Annotated in this window: 22 protein-coding genes; 8 read left to right on the top strand and 14 right to left on the bottom strand. The window is 67.6% G+C overall.

The features are described 5' to 3' along the window. The first annotated feature begins 527 nt into the window (after window positions 1-527). The 4 genes from BLV92_RS08605 to BLV92_RS08590 all read left to right on the top strand — a co-directional run bounded on the left by BLV92_RS08605 (window position 528) and on the right by BLV92_RS08590 (window position 5264). Entirely contained in the window at window positions 528-1193 is a 666-nt protein-coding gene (locus BLV92_RS08605) for a hypothetical protein (RefSeq protein ID WP_090544053.1), read from the top strand. Between the two features lie 475 nt (window positions 1194-1668). Further along, window positions 1669-2349 (top strand): PspA/IM30 family protein, encoded by a 681-nt coding sequence (locus BLV92_RS08600; RefSeq protein ID WP_090546931.1) that lies wholly within the window; start codon window positions 1669-1671, stop codon window positions 2347-2349. Window positions 2350-2445: 96 nt separating this feature from the next. Continuing rightward, entirely contained in the window at window positions 2446-3633 is a 1188-nt protein-coding gene (locus tag BLV92_RS08595) for a tetratricopeptide repeat protein (RefSeq protein WP_090544051.1), read from the top strand. A gap of 149 nt (window positions 3634-3782) precedes the next feature. Further along, entirely contained in the window at window positions 3783-5264 is a 1482-nt protein-coding gene (locus tag BLV92_RS08590) for a flavin-containing monooxygenase (RefSeq protein ID WP_090544049.1), read from the top strand. A 24-nt stretch (window positions 5265-5288) separates the two neighbouring features. Here BLV92_RS08590 and BLV92_RS08585 read toward each other — a convergent pair whose 3' ends face one another. The 6 genes from BLV92_RS08585 to BLV92_RS08565 form a co-directional block, all read right to left on the bottom strand. Next, window positions 5289-6068, bottom strand: a complete 780-nt coding sequence (locus BLV92_RS08585; protein WP_167627006.1) for a class I SAM-dependent methyltransferase — start codon at window positions 6066-6068, stop codon at window positions 5289-5291. Window positions 6069-6102: 34 nt separating this feature from the next. Beyond that, window positions 6103-6234, bottom strand: a complete 132-nt coding sequence (locus BLV92_RS32880) for a hypothetical protein (RefSeq protein ID WP_256216052.1) — start codon at window positions 6232-6234, stop codon at window positions 6103-6105. A gap of 178 nt (window positions 6235-6412) precedes the next feature. Continuing rightward, window positions 6413-7231 (bottom strand): ABC transporter permease subunit, encoded by an 819-nt coding sequence (locus BLV92_RS08580; protein WP_090544047.1) that lies wholly within the window; start codon window positions 7229-7231, stop codon window positions 6413-6415. Further along, the gene (locus BLV92_RS08575) at window positions 7228-8160 is read right to left on the bottom strand and encodes an ABC transporter permease subunit (protein ID WP_090544045.1); all 933 of its coding nucleotides are present in this window, start codon (window positions 8158-8160) and stop codon (window positions 7228-7230) included. The genes BLV92_RS08580 and BLV92_RS08575 overlap by 4 nt, the downstream gene beginning before the upstream one ends. Continuing rightward, window positions 8157-9317 carry an ABC transporter ATP-binding protein gene (locus BLV92_RS08570; protein ID WP_090544042.1) on the bottom strand — a complete coding sequence of 387 codons (1161 nt, stop codon included), beginning with the start codon at window positions 9315-9317 and terminating at the stop codon, window positions 8157-8159. The genes BLV92_RS08575 and BLV92_RS08570 overlap by 4 nt, the downstream gene beginning before the upstream one ends. A 103-nt stretch (window positions 9318-9420) precedes the next feature. After that, on the bottom strand, window positions 9421-10521 hold the full coding sequence (locus tag BLV92_RS08565) for a polyamine ABC transporter substrate-binding protein (RefSeq protein ID WP_090544040.1): 1101 nt from the start codon (window positions 10519-10521) through the stop codon (window positions 9421-9423). Window positions 10522-11043: 522 nt separating this feature from the next. Between BLV92_RS08565 and BLV92_RS08560 the strand changes: the two genes are divergently transcribed. Together BLV92_RS08560 and BLV92_RS08555 are read left to right on the top strand one after the other, a co-directional pair. Next, the gene (locus tag BLV92_RS08560; protein ID WP_090544038.1) at window positions 11044-12414 is read left to right on the top strand and encodes a phospholipase A; all 1371 of its coding nucleotides are present in this window, start codon (window positions 11044-11046) and stop codon (window positions 12412-12414) included. 128 nt (window positions 12415-12542) lie between these two features. Further along, window positions 12543-12746, top strand: a complete 204-nt coding sequence (locus tag BLV92_RS08555; RefSeq protein ID WP_090544036.1) for a DUF1289 domain-containing protein — start codon at window positions 12543-12545, stop codon at window positions 12744-12746. 107 nt (window positions 12747-12853) lie between these two features. Here BLV92_RS08555 and BLV92_RS08550 read toward each other — a convergent pair whose 3' ends face one another. The 4 genes from BLV92_RS08550 to BLV92_RS08535 all read right to left on the bottom strand — a co-directional run bounded on the left by BLV92_RS08550 (window position 12854) and on the right by BLV92_RS08535 (window position 17997). Beyond that, window positions 12854-13540: an OmpW/AlkL family protein gene (locus tag BLV92_RS08550; RefSeq protein WP_090544034.1), complete on the bottom strand. Its 687-nt coding sequence runs from the start codon at window positions 13538-13540 to the stop codon at window positions 12854-12856. A gap of 83 nt (window positions 13541-13623) precedes the next feature. After that, complete coding sequence (locus tag BLV92_RS08545; protein WP_090546927.1) at window positions 13624-14814, bottom strand: NAD(P)H-dependent flavin oxidoreductase; 1191 nt, start codon at window positions 14812-14814, stop codon at window positions 13624-13626. A 492-nt stretch (window positions 14815-15306) separates the two neighbouring features. Then, a complete protein-coding gene (locus BLV92_RS08540; protein WP_090544032.1) occupies window positions 15307-16899 on the bottom strand; it encodes an ABC-F family ATPase in 1593 nt (530 codons plus the stop codon). A gap of 150 nt (window positions 16900-17049) precedes the next feature. Continuing rightward, complete coding sequence (locus tag BLV92_RS08535; protein ID WP_090546926.1) at window positions 17050-17997, bottom strand: NAD(P)-dependent oxidoreductase; 948 nt, start codon at window positions 17995-17997, stop codon at window positions 17050-17052. Between the two features lie 88 nt (window positions 17998-18085). Here BLV92_RS08535 and BLV92_RS08530 point away from each other — a divergent pair, with 88 nt between their 5' ends. After that, window positions 18086-18295 (top strand): dodecin, encoded by a 210-nt coding sequence (locus BLV92_RS08530; protein WP_090544030.1) that lies wholly within the window; start codon window positions 18086-18088, stop codon window positions 18293-18295. Window positions 18296-18455: 160 nt separating this feature from the next. Here the strand turns inward: BLV92_RS08530 and BLV92_RS08525 are convergent, their stop codons facing one another. From BLV92_RS08525 to BLV92_RS08510, 4 genes are all read right to left on the bottom strand, one after another. Continuing rightward, a complete protein-coding gene (locus BLV92_RS08525) occupies window positions 18456-19535 on the bottom strand; it encodes a BMP family ABC transporter substrate-binding protein (protein WP_090544028.1) in 1080 nt (359 codons plus the stop codon). A 56-nt stretch (window positions 19536-19591) separates the two neighbouring features. Beyond that, entirely contained in the window at window positions 19592-20521 is a 930-nt protein-coding gene (locus tag BLV92_RS08520; protein WP_090544026.1) for an ABC transporter permease, read from the bottom strand. 44 nt (window positions 20522-20565) lie between these two features. Further along, a complete protein-coding gene (locus BLV92_RS08515) occupies window positions 20566-21681 on the bottom strand; it encodes an ABC transporter permease (RefSeq protein ID WP_090544024.1) in 1116 nt (371 codons plus the stop codon). Window positions 21682-21789: 108 nt separating this feature from the next. After that, window positions 21790-23412 carry an ABC transporter ATP-binding protein gene (locus BLV92_RS08510; protein WP_090544022.1) on the bottom strand — a complete coding sequence of 541 codons (1623 nt, stop codon included), beginning with the start codon at window positions 23410-23412 and terminating at the stop codon, window positions 21790-21792. 247 nt (window positions 23413-23659) lie between these two features. Here BLV92_RS08510 and BLV92_RS08505 point away from each other — a divergent pair, with 247 nt between their 5' ends. Continuing rightward, entirely contained in the window at window positions 23660-24592 is a 933-nt protein-coding gene (locus tag BLV92_RS08505) for a LysR substrate-binding domain-containing protein (RefSeq protein WP_090544020.1), read from the top strand. Window positions 24593-24606: the final 14 nt, after the last annotated feature.

Here is a 24606-nt window from a genome sequence, read left to right as displayed (position 1 = left end):
TGCGCGCGGCTCGCGCGCAAGAATCTGGGTCATGGCGTCATCGCGCCACTGCGGCTCGTCGCGGCGGCGCCCGGCGGAACGCCGCTTTCGCGCGGCCCCGTCCCCCGTTCGGCCGCGCGGCGCGACGACGTTTTGCCGCCGCGCACAATGTAACAGCGCATTCTAAATAAATTTCCGTCGGGCCGGACCGGCTTTTTTTGTAAGAAATTCCACGCGTGCGCGGCCCGCCGGGGCTACGGCGCGAAAAAAGCCGCTCGATGCGCGGCTTCCGCGGTTATACACAGAAACTGTTCACAGGCTTGGGGACAAGTCGCCGGAAAACGCGCCAACCGCTTGATCGCGCGGCATATTCTTGCGCCGCCCGTATGCGCGCCGCCGCACCGTGGGAACACGCTTCGCTTGCGGATCGGCGGTGACGCCGTATGATGAATTCCAGCCGCACGCCAAACCTCTCGCATCACGCCCCGCGTCCCGCGGCTGTTTCGCGCGACCGGAACCGCGGCCCCACGAAGCCGAGTCCGCCGACCATGAACAAGCCTAGTGAACGCATCGTCGTCTTCGTCACGCCCGCGCAGAAGCGCGCGATCGCTGCCACCGCCGACGGGCTCGGCATCAGCGTCAGCGAACTGATGCGCCGCGCGGTGATCGCGTTCAGCGCGACCAGCGACCAGGTGAAGGCGGCGAGCATCGTCGACCGGCTGAACGCGCCGCGCGAGCCGGACGCGCTCGCGCAAGTGCTGCGCAAGGCGGCGCGGCCGCTGCGGCACGGGCGCGGCAGCGCGCTGCGCGGCACGCTCGCGGCGCAGGAAGCGACAGAGGCCGCGCAGTCGCACGATGAACGCGCGGAGGCTCGCGACCACACGGACGAATCCGCGCCGCTCGTGCAGCAGGCTGGCCACGCTCCCGCGATCGACGAAACGCAACACGCGAATCCGCTCACTGCGGCTTCACCGCTCGCGGCCGAACCGGACGTGGGACGCGCGGCCCGCGAGATCGCGCAGGCGGTCGCTCGCCTGAGCGCCGAAGCCGACGACGCCGGGCTTTCCTGCACCAACGAAACGCGTCTCGAAGACGATCCGCCGCGTTCGCTGTCGTCGTCGCCGTTCGCGAAAGCGATGCGGCCCGCGATCGCGCACGACGACGCGGACGAACATCGCGGCGGCCCCGCGCCCGAGGACGGCCACTTCGCTTGAGCGGAGACGCGAAGCCGGGTGCGGCAGCGCCGCCGACGCAGCAAGCATCTATCCGAACGCGCACGCGCGATCCCGTTCGACCCGCACCGTGTTCCGCAAAGTAACCCGTTGCCCCGCAACGTCATTCATCGCTCGCATCGAAACGGTTTCACCCTGCTCGATACCCCCGCTAGCCCCCACCCCGCAACGCGCTGAGCATTTCCATGCCCGCCGCCGCGACCCGCGGCTTTAAGCCGCGTTTAAGATCAGCCGTGGTGTAATATCCGCCAGCAACGGCGCCCGTAGCAGTTCACGCGAGCGAACGCAATGCGACAAAACCGCTGCGCGCGCTATTGCAATCGGCGTTACCGCCCCGATTTGCGCGCAACATGCGCGGCTCGCACAAAGCGGCGTAAGCTCACGAGAGCCGACCCGCGAACCGGGCATGCATGCATCTCGGCAGGCCGCCTGCCGATCTCAATCCATGGAGGAATTCATGTCGCTTTTTGACACCATCTCGCGCACGCTCAAGGGGCTGCTGAACGACGCAGCCGAATCCGTGCAGGACCCGTCCCGCGACGCGCGCCAGATCGTGCGCGAACTGGACGAAAGCATCGCGAAGGCCGAGAACTCGCTCATCGAGATCCAGGCGCAGGTCGCGACGCAGCAAAGCAAGCGCGATGTCGCGGCCGACAAGGCGAAGAAGTACGAGGACGGCGCGAAGCGCGCGCTGCAATCCGGCGATGAAGCGCTCGCGCGCGAGGCGCTCGGCGCGCAGGCCACCGCCGAAGCGGAGCGCGACGCGCTCGCCACCGAACTCGCGAAACTCGAACCGTCCGTCGATCAACTGAAGCAGCAGATCGACGAGATGCGCCAGCGCCGCAACGACCTGAACGCGCGCTCGAACATCCTGCAGGCGAAGCAGCAGATCGCGCAGGCGAAGGACGTCGCGGCCACCGCGCTCGGCGGCATCGGCGGCAAGAATCTGTCCGGCGACTTCGAGCGGCTGGAGGAAAAGGTCTCGCTGTCGAACGCGCGCTCCGATGCACGCCTGAACTCGGCGGACGTGTCGAGCGGCAAGGCGCTTGAGGACAAGCTCGCCGCGCTGAACAAGGGGCCGTCCGTCGACGACCGGCTCGAAGCACTGAAGAAGCAGTTGAACACGCCCGCGCAGTAACGCGGCGGACGTGACCGGATGCGGTGTCATCGTGCGCCGCATCCACGTTTTCCGAATCGTCATGGAGACGGGCGTCGAAGCCGCCCGGCTTGGCACATGAAAAAGTTTCTCGCCGCCCTCCTCGCCTCGCTCGCGTTCGCGAGCGGCGCGGCGTTTGCGGTACCGACCGTCCAGCAAATCGAATCCGCGATGTCGCAAGGCGACTGGCAGCGCGCGGACGCCGGGCTCGTGCAGGTGCTCGCAGCGCATCCGGACAGCGCGCACGCCCATTATCTGTATGCGCAGGTGCTGCATCGCGAAGGCCGTTATGCGGACGCGCTCGCGCAGATCGAGCAGGCGAAGTCGCTCGATCCGCAACTGCACTTCGCGTCGCCGTCGCGTTTCGCGCAGATCGAGTCGCGCATCCGCTCCGACGCCGCGCGCGCGAACGGCGGCACGACGAGCCGCGCCGCCAATCCGTTCGTGCAGCCGCAGGCCGCGGCCGCGCCGGCCGTCGCCGCGCTCGGCGCAAGCGCGCATCACGGGCCGTCGATCGGCGCATGGATCGGCATCGCGCTGGTGATCGCGCTGGTCGCGCTCGTGCTGCGCTGGACGCTGCGCCGCGCGAAGTCCACCGAGGACTCGAAGGCGGGCGACGAGCGCCGTGACCAGTTGCGGCGCGCGACCGAACTGCTGAACGCGGTGCGCACGCTGAAGCTCGACCTGAAGCTGTCGACCGCCGCGGGCCATGACGTGCTCGAACGCGAAACCGAAGGTCTGGAGACGCAACTGCGCGGTCTCGTCGAGGCGCTGTCGAACAGCGCGAATCCGGTGCCGCCGTATCAGATCGAGGATCTCGAACGCCAGGTGGAAAGCCTGAAGGCGCGCGCCGAAGGCCGCCCCGATCCGAACGCGGCGCCCGCGCAAGCCGCGCCGGCGGGCGGCGACTCCCCGTATGCGCGCGAAGCCGACGCGAACTTCGGCCGTCAGCCGCAAGGCCCGTATCCGCCGCAACAACCGCCGCAGGTGATCGTACAGCAAGGCGGCGGCGGGTTCGGCGGCGGCATGGGCGGCCTGCTGACCGGCGTGCTGCTCGGCCAGGTGCTCGGCGGCGGACGCGGCGACCGCGTGATCGAACGCGACGTGCTGGTCGACGACGAGGGCCGCCGCATCCAGCGCGACGGCAGCAACAACGACGGCGGCGTCGATTTCGGCCAGGGCTCGAACGACTGGGACGACGGCAGCGGTTCCGGCGGCGTCGACATGGGCAGCAACGGCGACTCGGGCAACTGGGACAACAGCTAACCCATCGAAAACCGGGCCGCGCCGGCATAACGCGTCGGCGCTCGCGCCGGACGCCATACGACGACGGGCTCCTCGCGGAGCCCGTCCGCTTTTCCGGACGCCGCGTAGCAACGCGGGCGTCGCGTCAATCTCCATCACACGGGAACAGCATGCGCTCTGGTCCGTCAACGACGCCGCGCATCGCGATCGTCGGCAGCGGCTTCGCCGGCATCGGCATGGCGATCCGCCTGCTACGCCTCGGCATCGAATCGTTCACGATCTACGAAGCCGGCGACACGCCGGGCGGCACGTGGCGCGACAACACCTATCCGGGCGCCGCGTGCGACGTGCCCTCGCACCTCTATTCGTTCTCGTTCGAGCCGAATCCCGCGTGGTCGCGCACGTACGGCACGCAGCGCGAAATCCTCGCGTACCTGCTGCATTGCGCGCGCAGGTACGACGTCGAGCGGTTCATCCGCTGCCGCTCGCGCGTGAGCGCCGCGCGCTTCGACGACACGCGCGGCGTCTGGACGATCGACGTCGACTGCGACGGCGCGCGTCGAACCGTCGAAGCCGATCTGCTGATCGCCGCGAGCGGTCCGCTGTCGCGCCCCGCGATGCCGGACATCGACGGCATCGAACGGTTCGAAGGCCGGCTGTTCCACTCCGCGCGCTGGGATCACGACTATGCGCTCGACGGCATGCGCGTCGGCGTGATCGGCACCGGCGCGAGCGCGATCCAGTTCGTGCCGCAGATCCAGCCGCGTGTCGCGCGTCTGACCGTGTTCCAGCGCACCGCGCCATGGGTGCTGCCGCGCCGCGATCTTGCGATCGGCCCGCGAACGCAGCGGCTGTTCGCGCGCCTGCCGCTCGCGCAACGGATCGTGCGCGGCGCGATCTACTGGCAACTCGAAGCGCATGCGCTCGCGTTCATCGCGAACCCGCGGCTGATGCGCGGCTCGATGAAATTCGCGCACGCGTATCTCGCGCGTAAGGTCGCGGACCCGGCGCTGCGCGCGAAACTGACGCCCGACTACGTGCTCGGCTGCAAGCGCGTGCTGCTGTCGAGCGACTATTATCCGGCGCTCGCGCAGCCGAACGTCGACGTCGTGACGACCGCGATCCGCGAGATCGTCGCGGACGGCATTGTGACCGCCGACGGCGCGCATCATCCGCTCGACGCGATCGTCTGCGGCACCGGCTTTCGCTTCAACGACGCCGATGCGCCGTTCGAGATCGTCGGCGCGAACGGCGCGGATCTCGGCGCGGCGTGGCGACGCGACGGCCCGCAGGCGTATCTCGGCACGACCGTCGCCGGCTTCCCGAACCTGTTCCTGCTCGCCGGCCCGAACACCGGCCTCGGGCATAGCTCGATGATCTACATGATCGAGTCGCAGATCCGCTATGTCGCGGACTGCATCCGCGCGCTACGGCGCAACGGCGCGCGCTCGATGGCCGTGCGCGCCGACGTGCAGCACGCGTTCAACGAGCGGCTTCAGCGCGACATGAAGCGGTCGGTGTGGCAGTCCGGCTGCCGCAGCTGGTATCAGACGAAGGACGGCCGCAACACCGCCATCTGGCCGGGCTTCACGTTCGAGTTCCGGCGCCGCACGCGGCGCGTGCGCGAACGCGACTACGTGTTCGCGCGCTGATCCCGCGAGCCACTCTCACAGGACTCACGCGCGGTCGCGCAGCGGGCGGCCCGCGTACACGCGCGTCTCGTATTCGAAGTTCACGCGGCCATCGCGCGCGGTCGCGTCGAACAGTTCGCGCAGTGCGGCCAGCATCGGCTCATGATGCGGATCGCCGGCCTTCGGCGCATACGACGACGACATCAACCGCCCTTTCAGCCCGTCGAAGTCGAGCCACTGTGCGTTCGGGAACACGGTCCTGTGCTCGAAGCCGTCGCCGAACCAGTCGGCCATCGCCGCGTCGTCCGGATAACTTTCCGCGACCCGCGCATAGTCCGGGCAATAGCGTTGCAGCAGCGCCTCGTAGCCGGTCAGGAACGCGGAGCCTTCGAGCAGGCGGCTGTTCCAGAACAGCGCGATCGCGCCGCGCGGCTTCAGAATGCGCGCGAACTCGCGCCGCGCGCCCGCCTTGTCGAACCAGTGGAACGCCTGCGCGGCGATCACGAGATCGACGCTCGCGGCGTCGAGCGTCGTCGCCTCCGCGGTGCCCGCGACGCTGCGGTACGCGGGGAAACCGGCGAGCCACGCATCGGCCGCCGCGCGCATCGCGGCGTTCGGCTCGACCGCGAACACCGGATGCCCCGCGTCGAGAAAGAGCCGCGCCGAAATGCCGGTGCCCGCGCCGATGTCGGCGACCGGCGCACCCGGCGCGACCGCGCATTCCGCGTGCACGAACGTCACCACTTCGCGCGGATACGTCGGCCTGTACTTCACGTAATCCGCGACCCGGTCGCTGAAGCGGCGGGTGGAGTCTTCAATAATCATCGTGTGCCCTCATGGGGTTCGCGCGCCGCGTGCGTCATCCGCCGCCGCTCAACAGCCGCAGCAGTTCCCACAGAAAGCGGCAGACCATCACGATCAGCTCCCATAGCCGGATCAACTGGTCCCAACCCGCGCTGAACGCGCCGCGCGCCAACATAGCTTCGATCATCGTGCTTCCGCTGCCGGGCCGGTTCGGCCCGCCCCCGATCATAGCGCCATGCTCCGCGCGCCGTGCAAACGACCGTGCGCACATGGCCGAACCGCCAGCGCACGTCGAAAAAAAAGCGCGAGGTGTTCACCCCGCGCCTTTCGATGTCCCCGCGCCCAACGTGCCGGCCCGCTACTGGCTACTGCGCCATCGCCGTGCGCCGCCGTTCGGCGCGCTGCATGAAATGATTGCCGAGCACGACGCCGATCGTGACGACGAGGATGAACAGCGTCGCGAGCGCGTTCATCTCCGGGTTCAGCCCGAGCCGCACGCGCGAGAACACGACGAGCGGCAGCGTCGTCGAACCGGGGCCGGACAGGAACGCGGACAGCACGAGGTCGTCGATCGACAGCGTGAACGACAGCAGCCAGCCGGCCATCAGCGCCTGCGAGATCAGCGGCAGCGTGATCGTGAAAAACACCTTCAGCGGGGTCGCGCCGAGGTCGAGCGCGGCCTCCTCCAGCGACGGATTCAGTTCGCGCACGCGCGACTGCACGATGATCGCGACATACGAGATGCACAGCATCACGTGGCCGATCCAGATCGTGAAGACGCCGCGCCCCGCCGGCCAGCCGAGCAGCTTGCCCATCTCGACGAACAGCAGCAGGAGCGAAATGCCCTGGATCACCTCGGGAATCACGAGCGGCGCGTTGATCATCCCGGTGTACAGCGTGAAGCCGCGAAAGCGGCCCATCCGCGCGAGCACGAAACCCGCCCACGTGCCGATCACGACCGACGCGAACGCGGTCATCAGCCCGATCCGCAGCGACAGCCACGCGGCCGCGATCAGTTCGTCGTCGTTCACGAGCGCGACGTACCAGCGCGTCGAAAAGCGCGTCCACACGGTGACGAGCTGCGACTCGTTGAACGAATAGACGATCAGGCTGACGATCGGGATGTACAGGAACGCGAAGCCGAGGCCGAGCGCGAGGATCTGAAGAGCGCGGTTCGGCTTCATCGTCCGCGGCCCTCCAGTTCCTTCGCCTGGTAGTGCTGGAACAGCGCCATCGGCACCAGCAGCAGCAACACCATCGCGCACGTGACCGCCGACGCCATCGGCCAGTCCGCGTTGTCGAAGAACTCGTTCCACATGACGCGGCCGATCATCAGCGTATTCGCGCCGCCGAGCAGTTCCGGAATCACGTACTCGCCGACCGCCGGAATGAACACGAGCAGGCAGCCCGCGACGACCCCGTTCTTCGACAGCGGCAGCGTGATCTCGACGAACGCGCGCCACGGCTTCGCGCCGAGGTCGTACGCGGCTTCGAGCAGCGTCATGTCCATCTTCACGAGGTGCGCGTACAGCGGCATCACGAGGAACGGCAGATACGAATAGACCATCCCGATGTAGACCGCCGTGTTCGTGCGGTACAGCTCGATCGGCACGTGAATGAGCCCGATCGACATCAGGAAGTTGTTCAGCAGCCCGTTGTTCTTCAGGATGCCGATCCACGCGTACACGCGGATCAGGAACGACGTCCAGAACGGCAGCATCACGCCCATCATCAGCAGGTTGCGCCGCGCGGGGCTCGAACGCGCGATGTAATACGCCATCGGGTAGCCGATCACGAGGCACAGCAGCGTCGAGATCGCCGCGACGACCACCGAATTCACGTAGGTCGCGAAATACAGGCTGTCCTGGAACAGGAACGCGTAGTGCGACAGGTCGAGCGCGATGTGCAGCACGCCGTCCGCGAACGTGACGAGCTGCGTATACGGCGGGATGCCGAGTTGCTGGTCCGCGAAGCTGATCTTCACGACGAGCAGGAACGGCACGAGGAAAAACAGCAGCAGCCAGACGAACGGCCCGGCGATCACGGCCGTGCGGCCCGACAGCCCGAAGCGCCGCACCGGCCACTGCGCGACGCGGGTGAGCGCGGCCTTCATGACGTCAGCACCACGCCGGCCGACGCGCTCCAGCGCACGTACACCTCGTCGTCCCACGTCGGCGAGTCGATCTCGGACAGCGCGAGGCTCGACATGTTCGCGATCACCGTCTTGCCCGAATCGAGCAGCACGTGATACAGCGAATAACCGCCCATGTACGCGATGTTCTTCACGACGCCGTGCGCCCAGTTGAACGTGCCTTCGGGCGGCTTGCGCGTGAGCGCGACGCGCTCCGGCCGCACCGAGATCGTGACCGGCATCCCGAGCGGCCCGGTGATCCCGTGGTTCACGTAGAGCCGCACCGGCAGTTCGGTCGATTCGACGAACACGTGGTCCGGCTCGTCCTCGACGACGTGGCCGTCGAACAGGTTCGCCGAGCCGATGAACTCGGCCGAGAAGCGGCTGTTCGGATACTCGTACACCTCGTGCGGCGTGCCGAGCTGCACGATCTGGCCTTCGCTCATCACCGCGAGGCGGCCGGCCATCGTCATCGCCTCTTCCTGGTCGTGCGTGACCATGATGCAGGTGACGCCGACCTTGTCGAGGATGTTGACCAGCTCGATCTGCGTGCGCTGGCGAATCTGCTTGTCGAGCGCGGACATCGGCTCGTCGAGCAGCAGCAGCTTCGGCCGCTTCACCAGCGAGCGCGCGAGCGCGACGCGCTGCTGCTGGCCGCCGGACAGCTGATGCGGCTTGCGCTTCGCGTAACGCGCCATCTGCACGAGTTCGAGCGCCCCCTGCACGCGCTCCTTCAGTTCGGCCTTCTTCACGCCTTCCTGGCGCAGCCCGAACGCGACGTTCGACTCGACCGTCATGTGCGGGAACAGCGCGTACGACTGGAACATCATGTTGACCGGCCGGCGATACGGCGGCAGCGCCGCGAGGTCCTCGCCGTCGATCAGTATCTTGCCCGACGTGACGGACTCAAGGCCGGCGAGCATCCGCAGCAGCGTGGACTTGCCGCAGCCCGAACTGCCCAGCAGCGCGAACAGTTCGCCCTTCTTCACCGACAGGCTGACGTTCCTGACCGCCGTCGTGTCGCCGAACTGCTTGACGACGTCGACCACCTGCACGAAGTTGTCCGCCGCGTCGCCCGCGGCGGCACTGCCCGAAAGCAGCGCGCCCGGTGCGGCCGGCGCGCTCGACTGGTCACTCATGATTCTCCCGGCCCTGCCATGTCGATTTACGGGGATTGACGAACAAAGCCCCCGGCGATCGCCGGGGGCTCGGAGTATTGCGTTTCGCTGCCGGCGCCCGCCGTCAGCGGCCCGACTTGAACTCGGTCCACAGCCGCGTCTGCAGCCGCTGGACTTCCGGCGGCAGCGGCTTCAGCAGGAACAGCGTCTTCACGACCTCGGGCGGCGGATACACGGCCGGGTCGTTCGCGATGTCCTTCGACACGTACTTGCGGGCTTCCGCGTTCGCGCTCGGGTAATAGACTTCGTTCGTGATCGCCGCGTGGACCTGCGGCGTCTCGATGTAGTTGATCCACTCCTGCGCGGCGTCCTTGTGCTGCGCGTCCTTCGGGATCGTCATCACGTCGAACCAGATCGGCGCGCCGCCCTTCGGGATGTAGTACTCGACCTTGTACGGCTTCTTCGCTTCCTGCGCGCGGTGCTTCGCGATCACGACGTCGCCCGACCAGCCGTATGCGAAGCAGATGTCGCCGCCGACCAGGTCGTTGATGTAGCCCGACGAGTTGAACTGCGTGATGTACGGACGGATCTTCTTCAGCATCGCGAGCGCGGCGCGGTAGTCGTCCGGGTTCGTGGACATCGGATCCTTGCCGATGTAGTGCAGCGCGGCCGCGAACATCTGGTCCGGCGCGTCGAGCACGGACACGCCGCACGCCTTCAGCTTCGAGATGTTTTCCGGCTTGAACAGGATGTCCCAGCTGTCGAGCGCGACGTCCTTGCCGAGAATCTGCTGCGCCTTCGTCACGTTGTAGCCGAGGCCGGTCGTGCCGTACGCCCACGGCACCGCGAAGCGGTTGCCCGGGTCCGCGCCGGCGACGAGCGCCATCAGTTGCGGATCGAGGTATTTCAGGTTCGGGATTTTCGACTTGTCGAGCGGCGCGAAGATGCCGGCCGCGATCTGCTTGCCCGCGTAGTTGCTGGTCGGCACGACGATGTCGTAACCGGAATTGCCCGCGAGCAGCTTTGCCTGCAGCGTGTCGTCGCTGTCGTAGTTGTCGTAGCGGACCTTGATGCCGCTCTGCTTCGTGAAGTTCGGGATCGTGTCCTTGGCGATGTAGTCGGACCAGTTGTAGACGTTCAACTGCGTATCCTTCGCGACCGACGCGACCCACGGCGCGGCACACAGCACCAGCGCGGCCAGCTGGCCCATCACCCGTCTTTTCATCCCGTTCTCCACCTTTTCCCTGTGCGCGCCGGCGAGCGCCAGCGGTCCACCCGCGTCATGCCGCGCGCCGCGCGGCCCCCTTGAGAAACCGAAACCTACCATCAATCATCGCACGCGACAAAATAAATCCCGCGCTGTCGCGCAAACAGGACAGGCCTCTCCGCGCGCGTTGCCGGACCGGGCCGGACGGTAAATCGCGCGCAATTTTATCGGGTTATCGGCGCGTGTCCACCAAAAATATGCGTGGGCAGCCCGTTCGGCCAGCGGACCCTGCGGCCGGATTGCCCGAGGCTGCGCGCCGCTTTGCGTTGCGCTTCCAGACCCGGGCTTTCCGTAACGTCCGTCCGGCCGCGCGCGGCGCGGATGGACGCCGGGTGACGCGGCCACCCGCCGCGCATGGCGCGTCGCGCCGCGCTGCCTGAGACGACGAGGCATGATACAAAGCCGTCTGTCAACGTATCCGCCGCGGCGCCCGACGCCGCCGCCCGCGCGACTTCGCGCGCCTTCGCCCGGGACGACAACATGAAGAACGCCGATGCCGATGTCGATACGCGGCCGCCTGTCCGACGCCGCGCGCTGAAGCCCGCCTTCCCGTTCACGCCGAGCGGGCCGTTGGCAGCGCCGCTGCGGCGGCCCGCATCGCACGCCGTGGCCGCGCTCATCGCCGCCGTCTGCGCCTGCGGCCCGCTCGCCGCCCACGCGGCCGTCGCGCTGCTGCAACCGCCGCGCGAGGCCGCCGCGTCCGAGCCGCTCGAACTGACGCTGCTCTATTCCGCCGACGACGCCGCGCCGCTGCACGCGACGGTCCCGCCGACGCTGCGCGTGACGCTGACGAACGGCGACCAGCCGCCCGCGCCGCTCGAACTGCGCCGCGAGCCCGGGGTGCCGGACACGCTGACGCTCGAACCGGGCCAGTACCGCAAGGTGCGTTTTCGCGCGCCGTGGCCGGCCGCCGCGCGCGGCGCGGTGCGCGTCGACACGGTGGGATTCGACGCGTCGCCGTCGCTCGTCGTGCTGAACCGCGGGCCGGACCAGTTGGCGGTGATCGCCGCCGAACAGGCTCAAAGCGAGACGACGACGTCCACGCAGACCACAACGAGCACGGGCGCCGCACCGGCCGCGACGGTCGGTGCGATCGCGACGCCGGCCGACACGCTTTCGACGACGAGCCGCAACGCGCTCGACCGGCTGTCGTTCTACGAGCCGATCTACGTCGCGGCCGGCAAGAACGGCGACACCAGCGCGCGTTTCCAGTTGAGCTTCAAATACCGGATCCTGATGCCCGACGACCTGCGTTCGAAGCGTTTCGTCGACAACCTGTATTTCGCGTACACGCAGACGTCGATCTGGGATCTGAGCGCGACGTCCGCGCCGTTCCGCGACACCAGCTACGAGCCGCAACTGTTCTACTACCTCGCGGACACCGGCTGGGCCAGTTCGTGGTACTCGCGGATGGGCATCGCGGCCGGCGTCGGCCACGAGTCGAACGGCAAAAGCGGCGACGACTCGCGCGGGATCAACATCGTGTTCGTGCGGCCGACATGGGAGTTCGGCGACCTGACGTCGACGCATCTGACCGTATCGCCGAAGCTCTACTACTACCTGTCGAAGCACGACAACCCGGACATCGCCGCGTATCGCGGTTATGCGGATCTGCTGGTCAAATACGGCAGCCCGGACGGCCTGCAACTCGCGACGACGCTGCGCAAGGGCACGAAACACTGGTACGGCAGCGTCGACGCGCAGCTCACCTATCCGCTCGCGCGGCTGCTCGGCAGCGCGTGGGGCGGTTATCTGTGGGTCGGCTATTTCAACGGCTACGGCGAGGACATCCTCGACTACAACCGCCGGCAGCACTGGATCGCGCGGATCGGCTACAGCATCGCGCGCTGACGGCGTCCGCGCGGCCGTCCGTCAGGCCCGCGGCGCGAATCGGCTACCATAGCGGGACTTTCCGCTACGACATACGCGAGCGCCGGCGGGCGCGAACCTTCCGCCGCGCCGCGACCCCGAGCTTTCCGATGGCTTCCAATCTGCACGACCTTCCCGACAGCCCCTGCATCGGCGTCTGTTCGACGCTGTTCGACGATATCTGCAAAGGCTGCGGCCGCACCGCGATCGAAGTGTCGAACTGGGTGTTCATGACCGACGACGAAAAACGCGCGGTATGGGACCGCATCCAGTTCGAAGGCACCGCGATGCGGTTCCGGCAGAAGCCGTCCTGACCGGCCCGCTCTTGCGCGAAAATTTTGCGCGAGCAAAAAGAAACGCCGGACAAAGCCGGCGTTTTCGCTTTCGAGGCACGGGTTCGCGCACGGGCGAACCGCGCGCATCAGAACTTCATACCGACGCCGATACCGACGATCAGCGGGTCGATGTACAGCGTGCCGAGCGACGAGCCGTTCAACGACGCGCCGGTGCGCATCCAGATCTTCTTGATGTCCGCGTTCACGAACACGTTCTTCGCGACCTGGATGTCGACGCCCGCCTGCAGCGCCGGACCGAAGCTATGGTTGTCGATCGACACGTGCTGGCCGCCGGCCTGCAGCCCGTTGTTGTAGAACAGCGTGTAGTTCAGACCCGCGCCGACATACGGGCGGATCTTGCCGGCGTGATTGAAGTGATATTGCAGCAGCAGCGTCGGCGGCAGCACGCCGACCCCGCCGAGCCGGCCGAGACTCGACGTGACCTGGTTGCGCGACGTGCCGAGAATCAGTTCGACGCCAACGTTGTCCATCACCATGTAGGTGAAGTCCAGTTCCGGCACGATCGTATTGTTCACGTCGGCGTTCAGCGCCTTCAGCGTGCCGTTCGACGACGCGTCCGGCATGATGCCGATCCCGCGCAGGCGCACGAGCCAGTCGCCGGCGTAGATGCCGCCGTTCGGCACGGCGGCCGAAGGCGCCGCAGCGGGCGCCGCGTCGGCCGCGCGGGCCGGCGTCGCTGCAAGACTGGTGAAGGCGACGGTGCCGAGCGCGAGCGCGGCGGCTGCCGCGATTGACTTGATTTGACGTTTCATGGCGAATTCCCCGTTATTTTTTCGTACGCCCAGTAGGGCTCACGCATTGTCAGAGCGTGGGGAATTCGCAGTTTTGACAACAATCAACCGAGTGAAAATGCCGCTCTTCGCGCGACCGCCGGTCGCGCCACGCCGGTCAGCAGCAGTTCGAGCAGGTCGCGGACGCTGCGAATCGCGGTGCCGAACGGCAACGCCTCGCGGCCGCGGAAGAACAGCCCGTTCGCGACGTCGCCGCGCAGCGCCGCCGCGAGACGCGTATCGATGCAGAACTGGCCGAACTTCTCGATGCCGTCGCGCAGCCCGCACACCGACAGACATTCGAGCTTCGTCGTGCAAGGCAGCTTCAGCGGACCGAGCTTCACGCGCACACGCGACTCGTTGCGCAGATAACGCGTGAGCCACGGCGTCCTCACCGCGCGCGCGGGCAACCCGGTCACGCTGACGAATTCGACGATGTCTTCCGGCTTGGCGTCCGCGAGCACCCGCTTGAAGTTCGGATGCGCGTCGCCCTCCTCGGTCACCGCGAACGGCGTGCCGACCTGCACGCCGTTCGCGCCCGCGCCGAGCCACCTGCGCACGGCCTCGTGACTGTTGATGCCGCCCGCGACGATCAGCGGCACGTCGTCGCGCGACAGCCCCAGCGATGCGTAGACCGCTTCGAGTTCCGCGAGCACGCGGTCGAACTCGAAACGCGGATCGGCCATGTCGTCGATGTTCGTGACGCCCAGGTGGCCGCCCGCGTGCGCCGGATGCTCGATCACGATCGCGTCCGGCAAGCGGCCCTTCTTGATCCACTTCTTCAGCACGAGCGCGACGCCGCGCGAGTCGGACAGGATGGGGATCAGCGCAACGTCGAAGCCCTGCGTCATATCCGGCAGATCGAGCGGCAGGCCCGCGCCCATCACGATCGCGTCCGCGCCGTTCTCGCACGCGACGCGCACGTAGTCCGCATGCGCGCGGACCGCCTTCATCACGTTCACCGCGATCATCCCGTTGCCGCCCGACAGCTTGCGTGCGGCTTCGATCTCGCGCGCGAGCGCGATCAGGTTCGCGCGTTCGAGCGTCTCATGCTGCGGATCGGCGCGGCACATTTCGATCAGATCGTCGTGATGATGGCGCAGGTCGATGCTGGCGATCGTGCCGACCGCTCCCTCGCGGGCGACGCTGCCAGCCAGCCGGTGCGCCGATATGCCGACACCCATGCCGCCCTGGACGACGGGCAGCAGCGTACGGCCGCGAATCTTCAATGGCGCAAACGAATGAGATGGAAACATGATGACCCGCATCCTCGATAAACGTGAGAAAGGGTCAATAGTCGCTTGCCGCCTACTGCCCATTTTGCGAATAGTCAAATATGGGCGTCGACACTTCGGAATACTGTTGTATTCATGATTGCCATCAACACGAAGCGCGTATTCATTTGCAATGCTCCGCGCGCCTGTCAGATCGGGCTTTCGGGAGGCTGAATGGAGATGGCAGTCGCGCTACGCATCGTCACGCTTCGATCGCCGTGGAGCAGGACAAACCCGTGCGGCGCCGCAACTGTCGTGGGATCACCGCCATCGTGGAACTGCGGGCGATGGCCGCCCGGGTCATTGCGTTGCGGCTGGATCGGCCCGGAGCCAGGCTAATCGTGGTGCGTCACAGTCGGCCTCATGGCCGATACAGATCGATGAGGCAAAGATCGTCGACTTCGGAGTCGAGCATACAGCGGCCCATTGAGGCGACGCGTTCCGTCGCCTCAATGGGCACGCAATGGAGGGGACTTACTGCACCCCCTGGCTCGCCAGGAAGTCCTCGTAATTCCCGCTGTAATCGTTGATCGTGCCGTCGGTTTTGACTTCGATGACGCGGTTCGCCAGCCCGTTCACGAACTCGCGGTCGTGCGACACGAAGATCAGCGTGCCGTCGTACTTCTCCAGCGCGATCTGCAGCGACTCGATCGACTCCATGTCCATGTGGTTCGTCGGCTCGTCCATCAGCAGCACGTTGTGGCGGCCGAGCATCAGCTTGCCCCAGATCATGCGGCCCTTCTCGCCGCCCGACAGCACCTTCACCGACTTGCGGATGTCGTCCGCGTTGAACAGCAGACGGCCCAGCGTGCCGCGCACCGACTGCTCGTCGTCGCCTTCCTTGCGGTACTGGTCGATCCAGTCCATCAGCGTCACGTCGTCCGGAAACTCTTCGTACGTGTCCTGCGGCATGTAGCCGATGTTCGCGTTCTCCGCCCACTTGATCGAGCCGCCGTCGAGCGCGAGCTGGCCATACAGCGCGCGCAGCAGCGTCGTCTTGCCCGCGCCGTTTTCGCCGATGATCGCGATGCGCTCGCCCGGCTGCACGCTGATCCCGAAGTTGCGGAAGATCTCGCGGTCGTACTTCTTCGTGATCGAGTCCGCGACCACGGCGATGTTGTGCAGCTTCTTCTCGTACTCGAAGCGGATGAACGGATTCTGCCGCGACGACGGCTTGAATTCCTCGATCTTGATCTTGTCGATCATCTTCAGGCGGCTGGTCGCCTGGCGCGCCTTCGACTTGTTCGCGGAGAAGCGGCGCACGAAGTCCTGCAGGTCGGCGACGCGTTCCTTCGCCTTCGCGTTCGCGGCTTGCTGACGCTCGCGCGCCTGGGTGGACGCGAGCATGTAGTCGTCGTAGTTGCCCGGATAGACCTTCAGCGTGCCGTAGTCCATGTCCGCCATGTGCGTGCAGACCTGGTTCAGGAAGTGTCGATCGTGGGAAATGATGATCATCGTCGAGTTGTACTCGTTCAGAACATCTTCCAGCCAGCGGATCGAGTTGATGTCGAGGTTGTTGGTCGGTTCGTCGAGCAGCAGCACGTCCGGCTTCGAGAACAGCGCCTGCGCGAGCAGCACGCGCAGCTTCCAGCCCGGCGCGACGCCGCTCATCGGGCCGTTGTGAAACTCGATCGCGATGCCGATGCCGAGCAGCAGTTCGCCCGCGCGCGATTCGGCCGTGTAGCCGTCGTACTCGGCGAACTTCGCTTCGAGTTCGGCGGCGTGCATGTAGTCGTCGTCGGTCGCGTCCGGGTTCGCGTAGATCGCGTCGCGCTCGGTCATCGCGGCCCACATCTCGGTGTGGCCCATCATCACGACGTCGAGCACGCGCACGTCCTCGTACGCGAACTGGTCCTGACGCAGCTTGCCGAGACGCACGTTCGGTTCGAGGATCACGTTGCCGGACGACGGTTCGAGGTCGCCGCCGAGGATCTTCATGAACGTGGACTTGCCGCAACCGTTCGCGCCGATCAGGCCATAGCGGTTGCCTTCGCCGAATTTGACCGAGATGTTCTCGAACAGGGGCTTCGGCCCGAATTGCATGGTGATGTTGGCGGTAGACAGCACGGTGGGTTCCTGGAAAGTCCCTGGTAAGTCGATCAACTGGATCGACGAAAAACCTGTAATTTTAGCAGGTTATGACATTTCGCGGGCGTCTGCCGGGTCGGCGGACGGGTTGCGGCCGACGCCGCGGCCGCCCGTATCGCGGCTGCGGCGTCAGCCGCGACGCGGCGTGCGCAGCACGTCGATGAACGCGGACAGGTCCGCGTCCGCGAGCCCCATCGCCGCGCCGAGGCGCAGCACCTGCTGGACCGCGCCGGACACCGGCATCGGCGTGCCGGTCTGCTGCGCCGCCGCCGCGACTGTGTCGACGTCCTTCTGAAACGTTTTCAGCGCGCCGATCGGCAGCAGGTCGTCCTGCGTCATCCGCGGCACGAACGTGCGCAGCAGCGCGGAATCGGCCCAGCCGCAGGCGAGCGCGTCCGGCAGCTTCGTCGCGTCGATGCCGCTGCGCCGCGCGAGACTCACCGCCTCCGCGATCGCCGCGACGGTCGCGGTGACGATCGCCTGGTTGCACAGCTTCGTCGTCTGCCCGGCGCCCGCGCCGCCCATGTGCGTGACGCGCGCCGCGTACGCGCCGAGCAGCGGCGTCACCGCGTCGACGTCGGCGGCCGCGCCGCCCGCCATCACCGCGAGCGTGCCGGCCTGCGCGCCCGCGACGCCGCCGGACACCGGCGCATCGACCCAGCCGACGCCATGCGCCGCCGCGCGCGCGGCCAACTCGCGCGTGACGTCCGGCGGAATGCTCGAATGATCGACGATCCGCTTCACGCGCAGCGGCGCGTGATCCGGCGACGACGGCGCGCCGAGCAGCCCGTCGACGCCGAACACGACCGCTTCGACCGCCGCCGCGTCCGCGACGCACAGCAGCGCGACATCCGCGCGCCGCGCGATCTCACGCGGCGTCGCGGCGACCTGCGCGCCGTCCGCGACCAGCGCATGCGCTTTCGCGGCGGTGCGGTTCCACACCTGCACCGGGAACCCGGCGCGCAGCAGATGACGGATCATCGGCGCGCCCATCAGCCCCGGCCCGCAAAACCCCAGTTGTACTTTTTCCACCTTGCAGCTTCCTCGCGACGCGTCGGGACAACGCGGAGCGCCCATGATACCGGCGCCGCGCGGGTGCGGCAGCGGCGGCATGGCGCTTGCCTATACTCGATGGACCCTGTGACGAACGAAAGGAGACGCGAACATGAACGACCACGTGTACAAGCAGATCGAACTGACCGGCTCGTCGACCCAGTCGAGCGACGACGCGATCCGCTGCGCGATCGGGCGCGCATCGAAGACGCTGCGCAACCTGCACTGGTTCCAGGTCATCGACACCCGGGGCCAGATCGAGAACGACAAGATCGTCCACTGGCAGGTCACGATCAAGGTCGGGCTGCGGATCGACGAGTAAGCGCACGGACGGACGCACGGCGGCTGTCCACGGCAAAAGCAAAACGGCCGCGCGGGGCGTTCGCCCCGCGCGGCCGTGCATCGATGAGTCGATCCCTGCGCAAAAACCGGCAACGGCGGCGCACCCGCCACGCGAGCCCCGCCGCCCCGCCGCACACCGCTTACTTCGGCAGCGAGCCGTCCACGCCGTCCACGTACCAGTTCAGCCGTTGCAGTTCCGGATCGGTCAGCGTCTTGCCGGCCGGAATCTTCACCGCGCCGGTCTGGTCCTTGATCGGGCCGGTGAACACGTCCCAGTTGCCGCTCGCGAGCTGCTCGCGCTTCGCGGCGACGTCCTTCACCGCGGCCGGCGGCAGCGCGCCGGTGTTGATGTCCGCCAGATCGACCGCCTTCTGCGGGATGCCCCACCAGACCGGCGCGTTCGTCCACTTGCCGTCGAGCACCTGCTGGATCACCGCGCTGTAGTAGACGCCCCAGTCGGCGGCGACCGACCCGAGGTGCGCGTCCGGGCCGAACTTCTTCATGTCCGAATCCCAGCCGAACGCGTGGACCTTCTTCGCCTCGGCGGTCGCGAGCGTCGCGCTCGAATCGGTGTTCTGCAGCAGCACGTCCGCGCCCTGCCCGATCAGCGTTTCGGCAGCCTGCTTCTCCTTGCCCGGATCGAACCAGCTGTTGATCCAGATGACCTTCGTGTGGACCTTCGGATTCACCGAGCGCGCGCCGAGCGTGTACGCGTTGATGTTGCGCACGACTTCCGGAATCGGCACCGACGCGACGAAACCTAGCGTGTTGGTCTTGGTCGCGTAACCGGCGGCGACGCCGGCCAGATACGCGCCCTGGTACATCCGCACGTCGTAGGTGCCGAAGTTCGGCGCCTTCTTGTAGCCGGTCGCGTGCAGGAACACGGTGTCCGGAAAGTCCTTTGCGACCTTCAGCTGGAAGTCCTGATAACCGAAGCTCGTGCCGAAGATGATCTTGTTGCCCTTCGTCGCGAGGTCGCGGAACACGCGCTCGGAGTCCGCGGACTCGGGCACGTTCTCGACCCGGGTGATCTTGATCCGGTTGCCGAACTTCGCTTCCGCCGCGCGCGAGCCCTGGTCGTGCGCGAAGGTCCAGCCCGCGTCGCCCGGGTTGCCGAGGTAGACGAACGCGACGCCGGGGACGTCGGCCGCCTGCGCGGCGGGCGCGGCCGCGCCGCACGCGGCGGCGACGGCGAACGCGGTCAGGATGGTTTTCTTCATTGTCGATCTCCTGTCGTGAAATCCGTTGGTGTAGTGATGGTTGAGCGGCGGCGTCTTCACGCCGCCGAGAAGAACGGTTTGCCGAGCGAGGCCGGCGCGTTCAGCCGGATCGTGTTCGGGTTGCGGGAGATCAGCACGAGCACGACGACCGTCGCGACGTACGGCAGCATCGCGAGGAACTGCGTCGGCACCGGCACGCCGATCGCCTGCGCGTAGAACTGCAGGCCGGTCACCGCGCCGAACAGCAGCGCGCCGATCAACAGGCGCCCCGGCCGCCACGTCGCGAACACGACGAGCGCGAGCGCGATCCAGCCGCGTCCGGCGGTGAGCTGCTCCTGCCACAGATGCAGTTGCACGACCGAGTAGTAGCTGCCCGCGAGACCGGCCATCGCGCCGCCGAACAGCGTCGCGCCGTAGCGCACGCCGATCACCGGGAAACCGACCGCGTGCGCGACCTGCGGCGACTCGCCGACCGAACGCAGCACGAGCCCGGCGCGCGTGCGGTACAGGAACCAGCCGACCACCGCGAACATCGCGAACGCGAGGTAATCCACCGGCGTCAGGCTGAACAGCGCCGGCCCGAGCACCGGCAGGTGCGACAGCCCCGGAATCGGCCACGCGCCGATGCTCGCGGCGACCGCCGCCGACGTGTACGGCTTGCCGACGTACGCCGACAACCCGACGCCGAAGATCGTCAGCGACAGCCCGGTCGCGACCTGGTTCGCGAGCATCGTCAGCGTGAGGAACGCGAACAGCAGCGCCATCGCCGCGCCGGCCAGAAGCCCCGCGACGAGGCCGAGCCACGGGCTGCCGGTCACGCTCGTGACCGCGTAGCCGGTGACCGCGCCCATCAGCATCATCCCTTCGACGCCGAGGTTGAGCACGCCCGACTTCTCGGTCACGAGTTCGCCGACGCCCGCGAACATCAGCGGGATCGCGGCGGTGACGGCGCTCGACGCGAGCGCGCTGGCTTGTTGAATGTCCATGATTCTTCGAAAGGGCTAATCGTTGGTGGAGTGACGCGGCGCGCTCAATGCGCGGCGGGAGCCGTGACCCTGGTGGTGCGGCGGCGCACCCGGTAGTTCACGAACAGGTCCGCGCCGAGCAGGCAGAACAGCAGCAGCCCCTGGAACACGCCGGACAGCGCCTGCGGCAGTTGCAGCGAGGTCTGCACCGCCTCGCCGCCGAGATACAGCAGCGCCATCAGCAGGCTCGCGAGCACGATGCCGACCGGATGCAGCCGCCCGACGAACACGACGATGATCGCGGTGAAGCCGTAACCCGGCGACCACGTCGCCTGCAACTGGCCGATCGGCCCGGCGATCTCGCCCATCCCCGCGAGGCCCGCGAGGCCGCCGCTCAGCAGCAGCGAGGTCCACACGGTCTTTTGCTCCGAGAAACCCGCGTAGCGCGCGGCGAGCGGCGCGAGGCCGCCGACGCTCATCCGGTAGCCGGCGAAGCTGCGCCGCATGAAGAGCCACACGAGCGGCACCGCGATCACCGTGATGAAGATCGACGCGTTCAGGCGCGTGCCGCGCAGCCAGTGCCAGCGCCAGTCGCCGCCGAAGGTCGGAAACAGCGCGTCGCCGCTGAACATCTCGGAGAGCGGGAAGTTCATCCCGTTCGGATCGCGCCACGGGCCGCTGACGAGGTAGATCAGCAGTTGCGTCGCGACGTAGGTGAGCATCAGGCTCGTCAGGATCTCGCTGGTGTTGAAGCGGGTCTTCAGCCACGCGGGAATCGCGGCCCACGCCATGCCGCCCGCGATGCCCGCGAGCATCATCGCCGGCAGGATCCACCAGCCGCTCAACTGGTCGCACCAGATCGCGACGCCGCTCGCCGCGATCCCGCCGAGCACCATCTGCCCTTCCGCGCCGATGTTCCACACGTTCGCGCGATAACCGGCCGCGAGGCCGAGGCCGATCAGGCACAGCGGCGACGCCTTCAGCAGCAGTTCGGACCAGCCGTTCACGGTGGACAGCGGCTCGACGAAAAACGCATACATCGCCTGCGCCGGATCGCGTCCGACGAGGCCGAAAATCAGGTAGCCGAACGCGAGCGTCAGCAGCGCGGCGATCAGCGGGACGGCGAAGCGCATCGTCCGGGACGGCGTCGTGCGGGCTTCGAGTCGGAACGGAAGAATCATGGCGATGAAGTCGGTGGTCGGTCTTTAACGTTGTTGTGCCGGGGAGTCAGCTACCCGGCGCATGCGCGCCGGCGTCCCGGTCGTGCGGCGGTGGCCGCTATCGCCTGTTCACGCGTGCGCGGCCGGTTCGGCCTGCGCGGGCGGCTCGCCGCCGGCGCGGTCGCCGAACAGCCCCGCCATCCAGCGGCCGATCTCCTCGGCATTGGTGTCGCCGGCGAGCCGCGCCGGCGACAGCCGGCCGCCCGCGAGCACCGCGATCCGGTCGCAGATGTCGAACAGTTCTTCGAGTTCTTCGGAGATCACGAGGATCGCGACGCCGCGCGCGGACAGGTCGAGCAACTGCTGCCGGATGAACGACGCCGCGCCGACGTCGACGCCCCACGTGGGCTGCGCGACCACCAGCACCTTCGGCGCCTGCAATATCTCGCGGCCGACGATGTACTTTTGCAGATTGCCGCCGGACAGGCTCTGCGCGAGCGCGTCCGGGCCGCCGCAGCGCACGTCGAACGCGCCGATGCAGCGCTCCGCGAACGCGCGCATCGCGCCGAGCTTCAGCCAGCCGGAGCGCACCATCCCCTCGCGATGCGCGGTCAACAGCGCGTTCTCGGACAGCGACATCGCCGGCACCGCGCCGCGCCCGAGCCGCTCCTCGGGCACGAACGCGAAACCGAGCGAGCGCCGCGCGCCCGCCGACAGCCGCGCGGCCGGCTTGCCGCAGATCGTCACCGCATCGTCCGGCACGCTGCGCCGGTCGCCGATCCGCTCGCCGGACAGCGCCGCGAGCAGTTCCGCCTGGCCGTTGCCGGACACGCCGGCAATCCCGACGATCTCGCCCGCGTGCACGGCGAACGACACGTCCGCGAGCGACGTGCCGAACGGGTCGTCGCTCGGCATCGACAGCCGCTTCACGTCGAGCAGCACGTCGCCCGGCCGGTGCGCGCGGCGCGTGTAGTCGGGCAGTTCGCGGCCGACCATCAGCCGCGCGAGCGACGCGTGGGTTTCCTCGCGCGGCGTCACGTTGCCGGTGACCTTGCCGCCGCGCAGCACCGTCGCGGTGTCGCACAGTTCCTGGATCTCGTCGAGCTTGTGGCTGATGTAGAGGATGCTGCACCCCTCGGCCGCGAGCCGCCGCAGCGTGCCGAACAGCTTGCGCACCGCCTGCGGCGTCAGCACCGAGGTCGGCTCGTCCATGATGAGCAGGCGCGGGTTCTGCAGCAGGCAGCGGACGATCTCGACGCGCTGCCGCTCGCCGACCGTCAGGCTGTGCACGTGCCGCTGCGGATCGACGTCGAGCCCGTATTGCGACGACACCTCGCCGATGCGTTTGGCGAGCGCCTTCAGCTCGAACGGCTCGTCGAGCGACAGCGCGATGTTCTCCGCGACGGTCAGCGTCTCGAACAGCGAAAAATGCTGGAACACCATCCCGATGCCGAGCCGGCGCGCGGCGGCCGGGCTCGCGATCTCGACGGGCCGCCCTTCCCAGCGGATCTCGCCGGCGTCCGGGCGCACCGCGCCGTAGACGATCTTCATCAGCGTGCTCTTGCCCGCGCCGTTCTCGCCGAGCAGCGCGTGAATCTCGCCGGGCGCGACGGTCAGCGTCACGTCGTCGTTCGCGCGCACCGCCGGGTACTGCTTGCTGATGCCGACCAGTTCGAGCCGCGGCACCGCACCTGCGGTGCGGGTCGGTTGCGGAGCGCCGGCTGAAGTGCCTGCTGAAGAAGTGTCGCCCATGAAAATTCCGTCGTAGTACGTTATTGCCTGCTGTCCGCGTTGCGGCTGCCGCCCCGCGCACTGCCGCAGCCGCGGCGAAAACGATACCTGTTCGCCGTCCGCGCGTCGAGCCGCCAAAAATCCCGCCGCCCGCGCGCCGCGTGGCTTTCCGGGCGAAACGGCGCTTGACGGCCTTTTATGTCCATACTAAAAGTCATATACCCACGAAGCCCATCGATCAGCCAGAACATATAACCCCGGAGAGTTCATGAGCCAGCAACGCGAGGCGATCGACACGTACCTGTTGCGCGTCCTGCACACCCTGCTGATGGAGCGCAGCGTCACCCGCGCCGCCGTCAAGCTCAACCAGTCGCAGCCCGCGATCAGCGCCGCGCTGCGCCGGCTGCGCGACATCACCGGCGACCCGCTGCTGGTGCGCGGCAAATCGGGCATGGTGCCGACCGAATACGGGCTGCGCCTGCTCGAACCCGTGCAGAACGCGCTGCGCGAGATCGAACGGATCCGCTTCCAGCAGCACAGCTTCGACCCCGCGACGTCGATCCGCTGCTACCGGATCGGCTGCCCCGACTATCTGAACACGCTGTTCGTGCCGACCGTCGTCGAGCGTTTCCGCCAGGCCGCGCCGAACGCGACGCTCGAATTCCACTCGCTCGGCCCCGCGTTCGACTACGAACTGGCGCTCGAAGAAGGCAAGCTCGACATCGTCGTCGGCAACTGGCCCGAGCCGCCCGAGCAGTTGCACCTGTCGAACCTGTTCGTCGACGAGATCGTCTGCCTGATGAGCAGTTCGCACCCGTTCGCGAAGCGCGGCGGCCTCACGCTCGACCAGTACCTGAACGCGCCGCACCTCGCGCCGACGCCGTACTCGGTCGGCCAGCGCGGCGCGATCGACGTGCACCTCGCCCGCGAGCGGCTGAAGCGCCACGTCGTCGTCACGCTGCCGTACTTCAATCTCGCGCCGTACGTGCTGATCAAGTCGGACCTGATCTTCACGACGACGCGCCTGTTCGCGGACCACTACGCGCGCTTCCTGGCGCTGACCGTCGTGCCCGCGCCGCTCGACTTCCCGCCGATGCAGTACTACCAGTTGTGGCACGAACGCTGCCATTACTCGGACGAGGTGCGCTGGCTGCGCGGACTCGTGGCGGACGCGACGAAAACGCTGGTCGAGAACGCGTAAGCCGTGCGCGCAGC

The sequence above is a fragment of the Paraburkholderia caballeronis genome (genome assembly GCF_900104845.1).
Classification (GTDB): domain Bacteria; phylum Pseudomonadota; class Gammaproteobacteria; order Burkholderiales; family Burkholderiaceae; genus Paraburkholderia; species Paraburkholderia caballeronis.
This window is presented reverse-complemented; position numbering and strand designations above follow the sequence as displayed.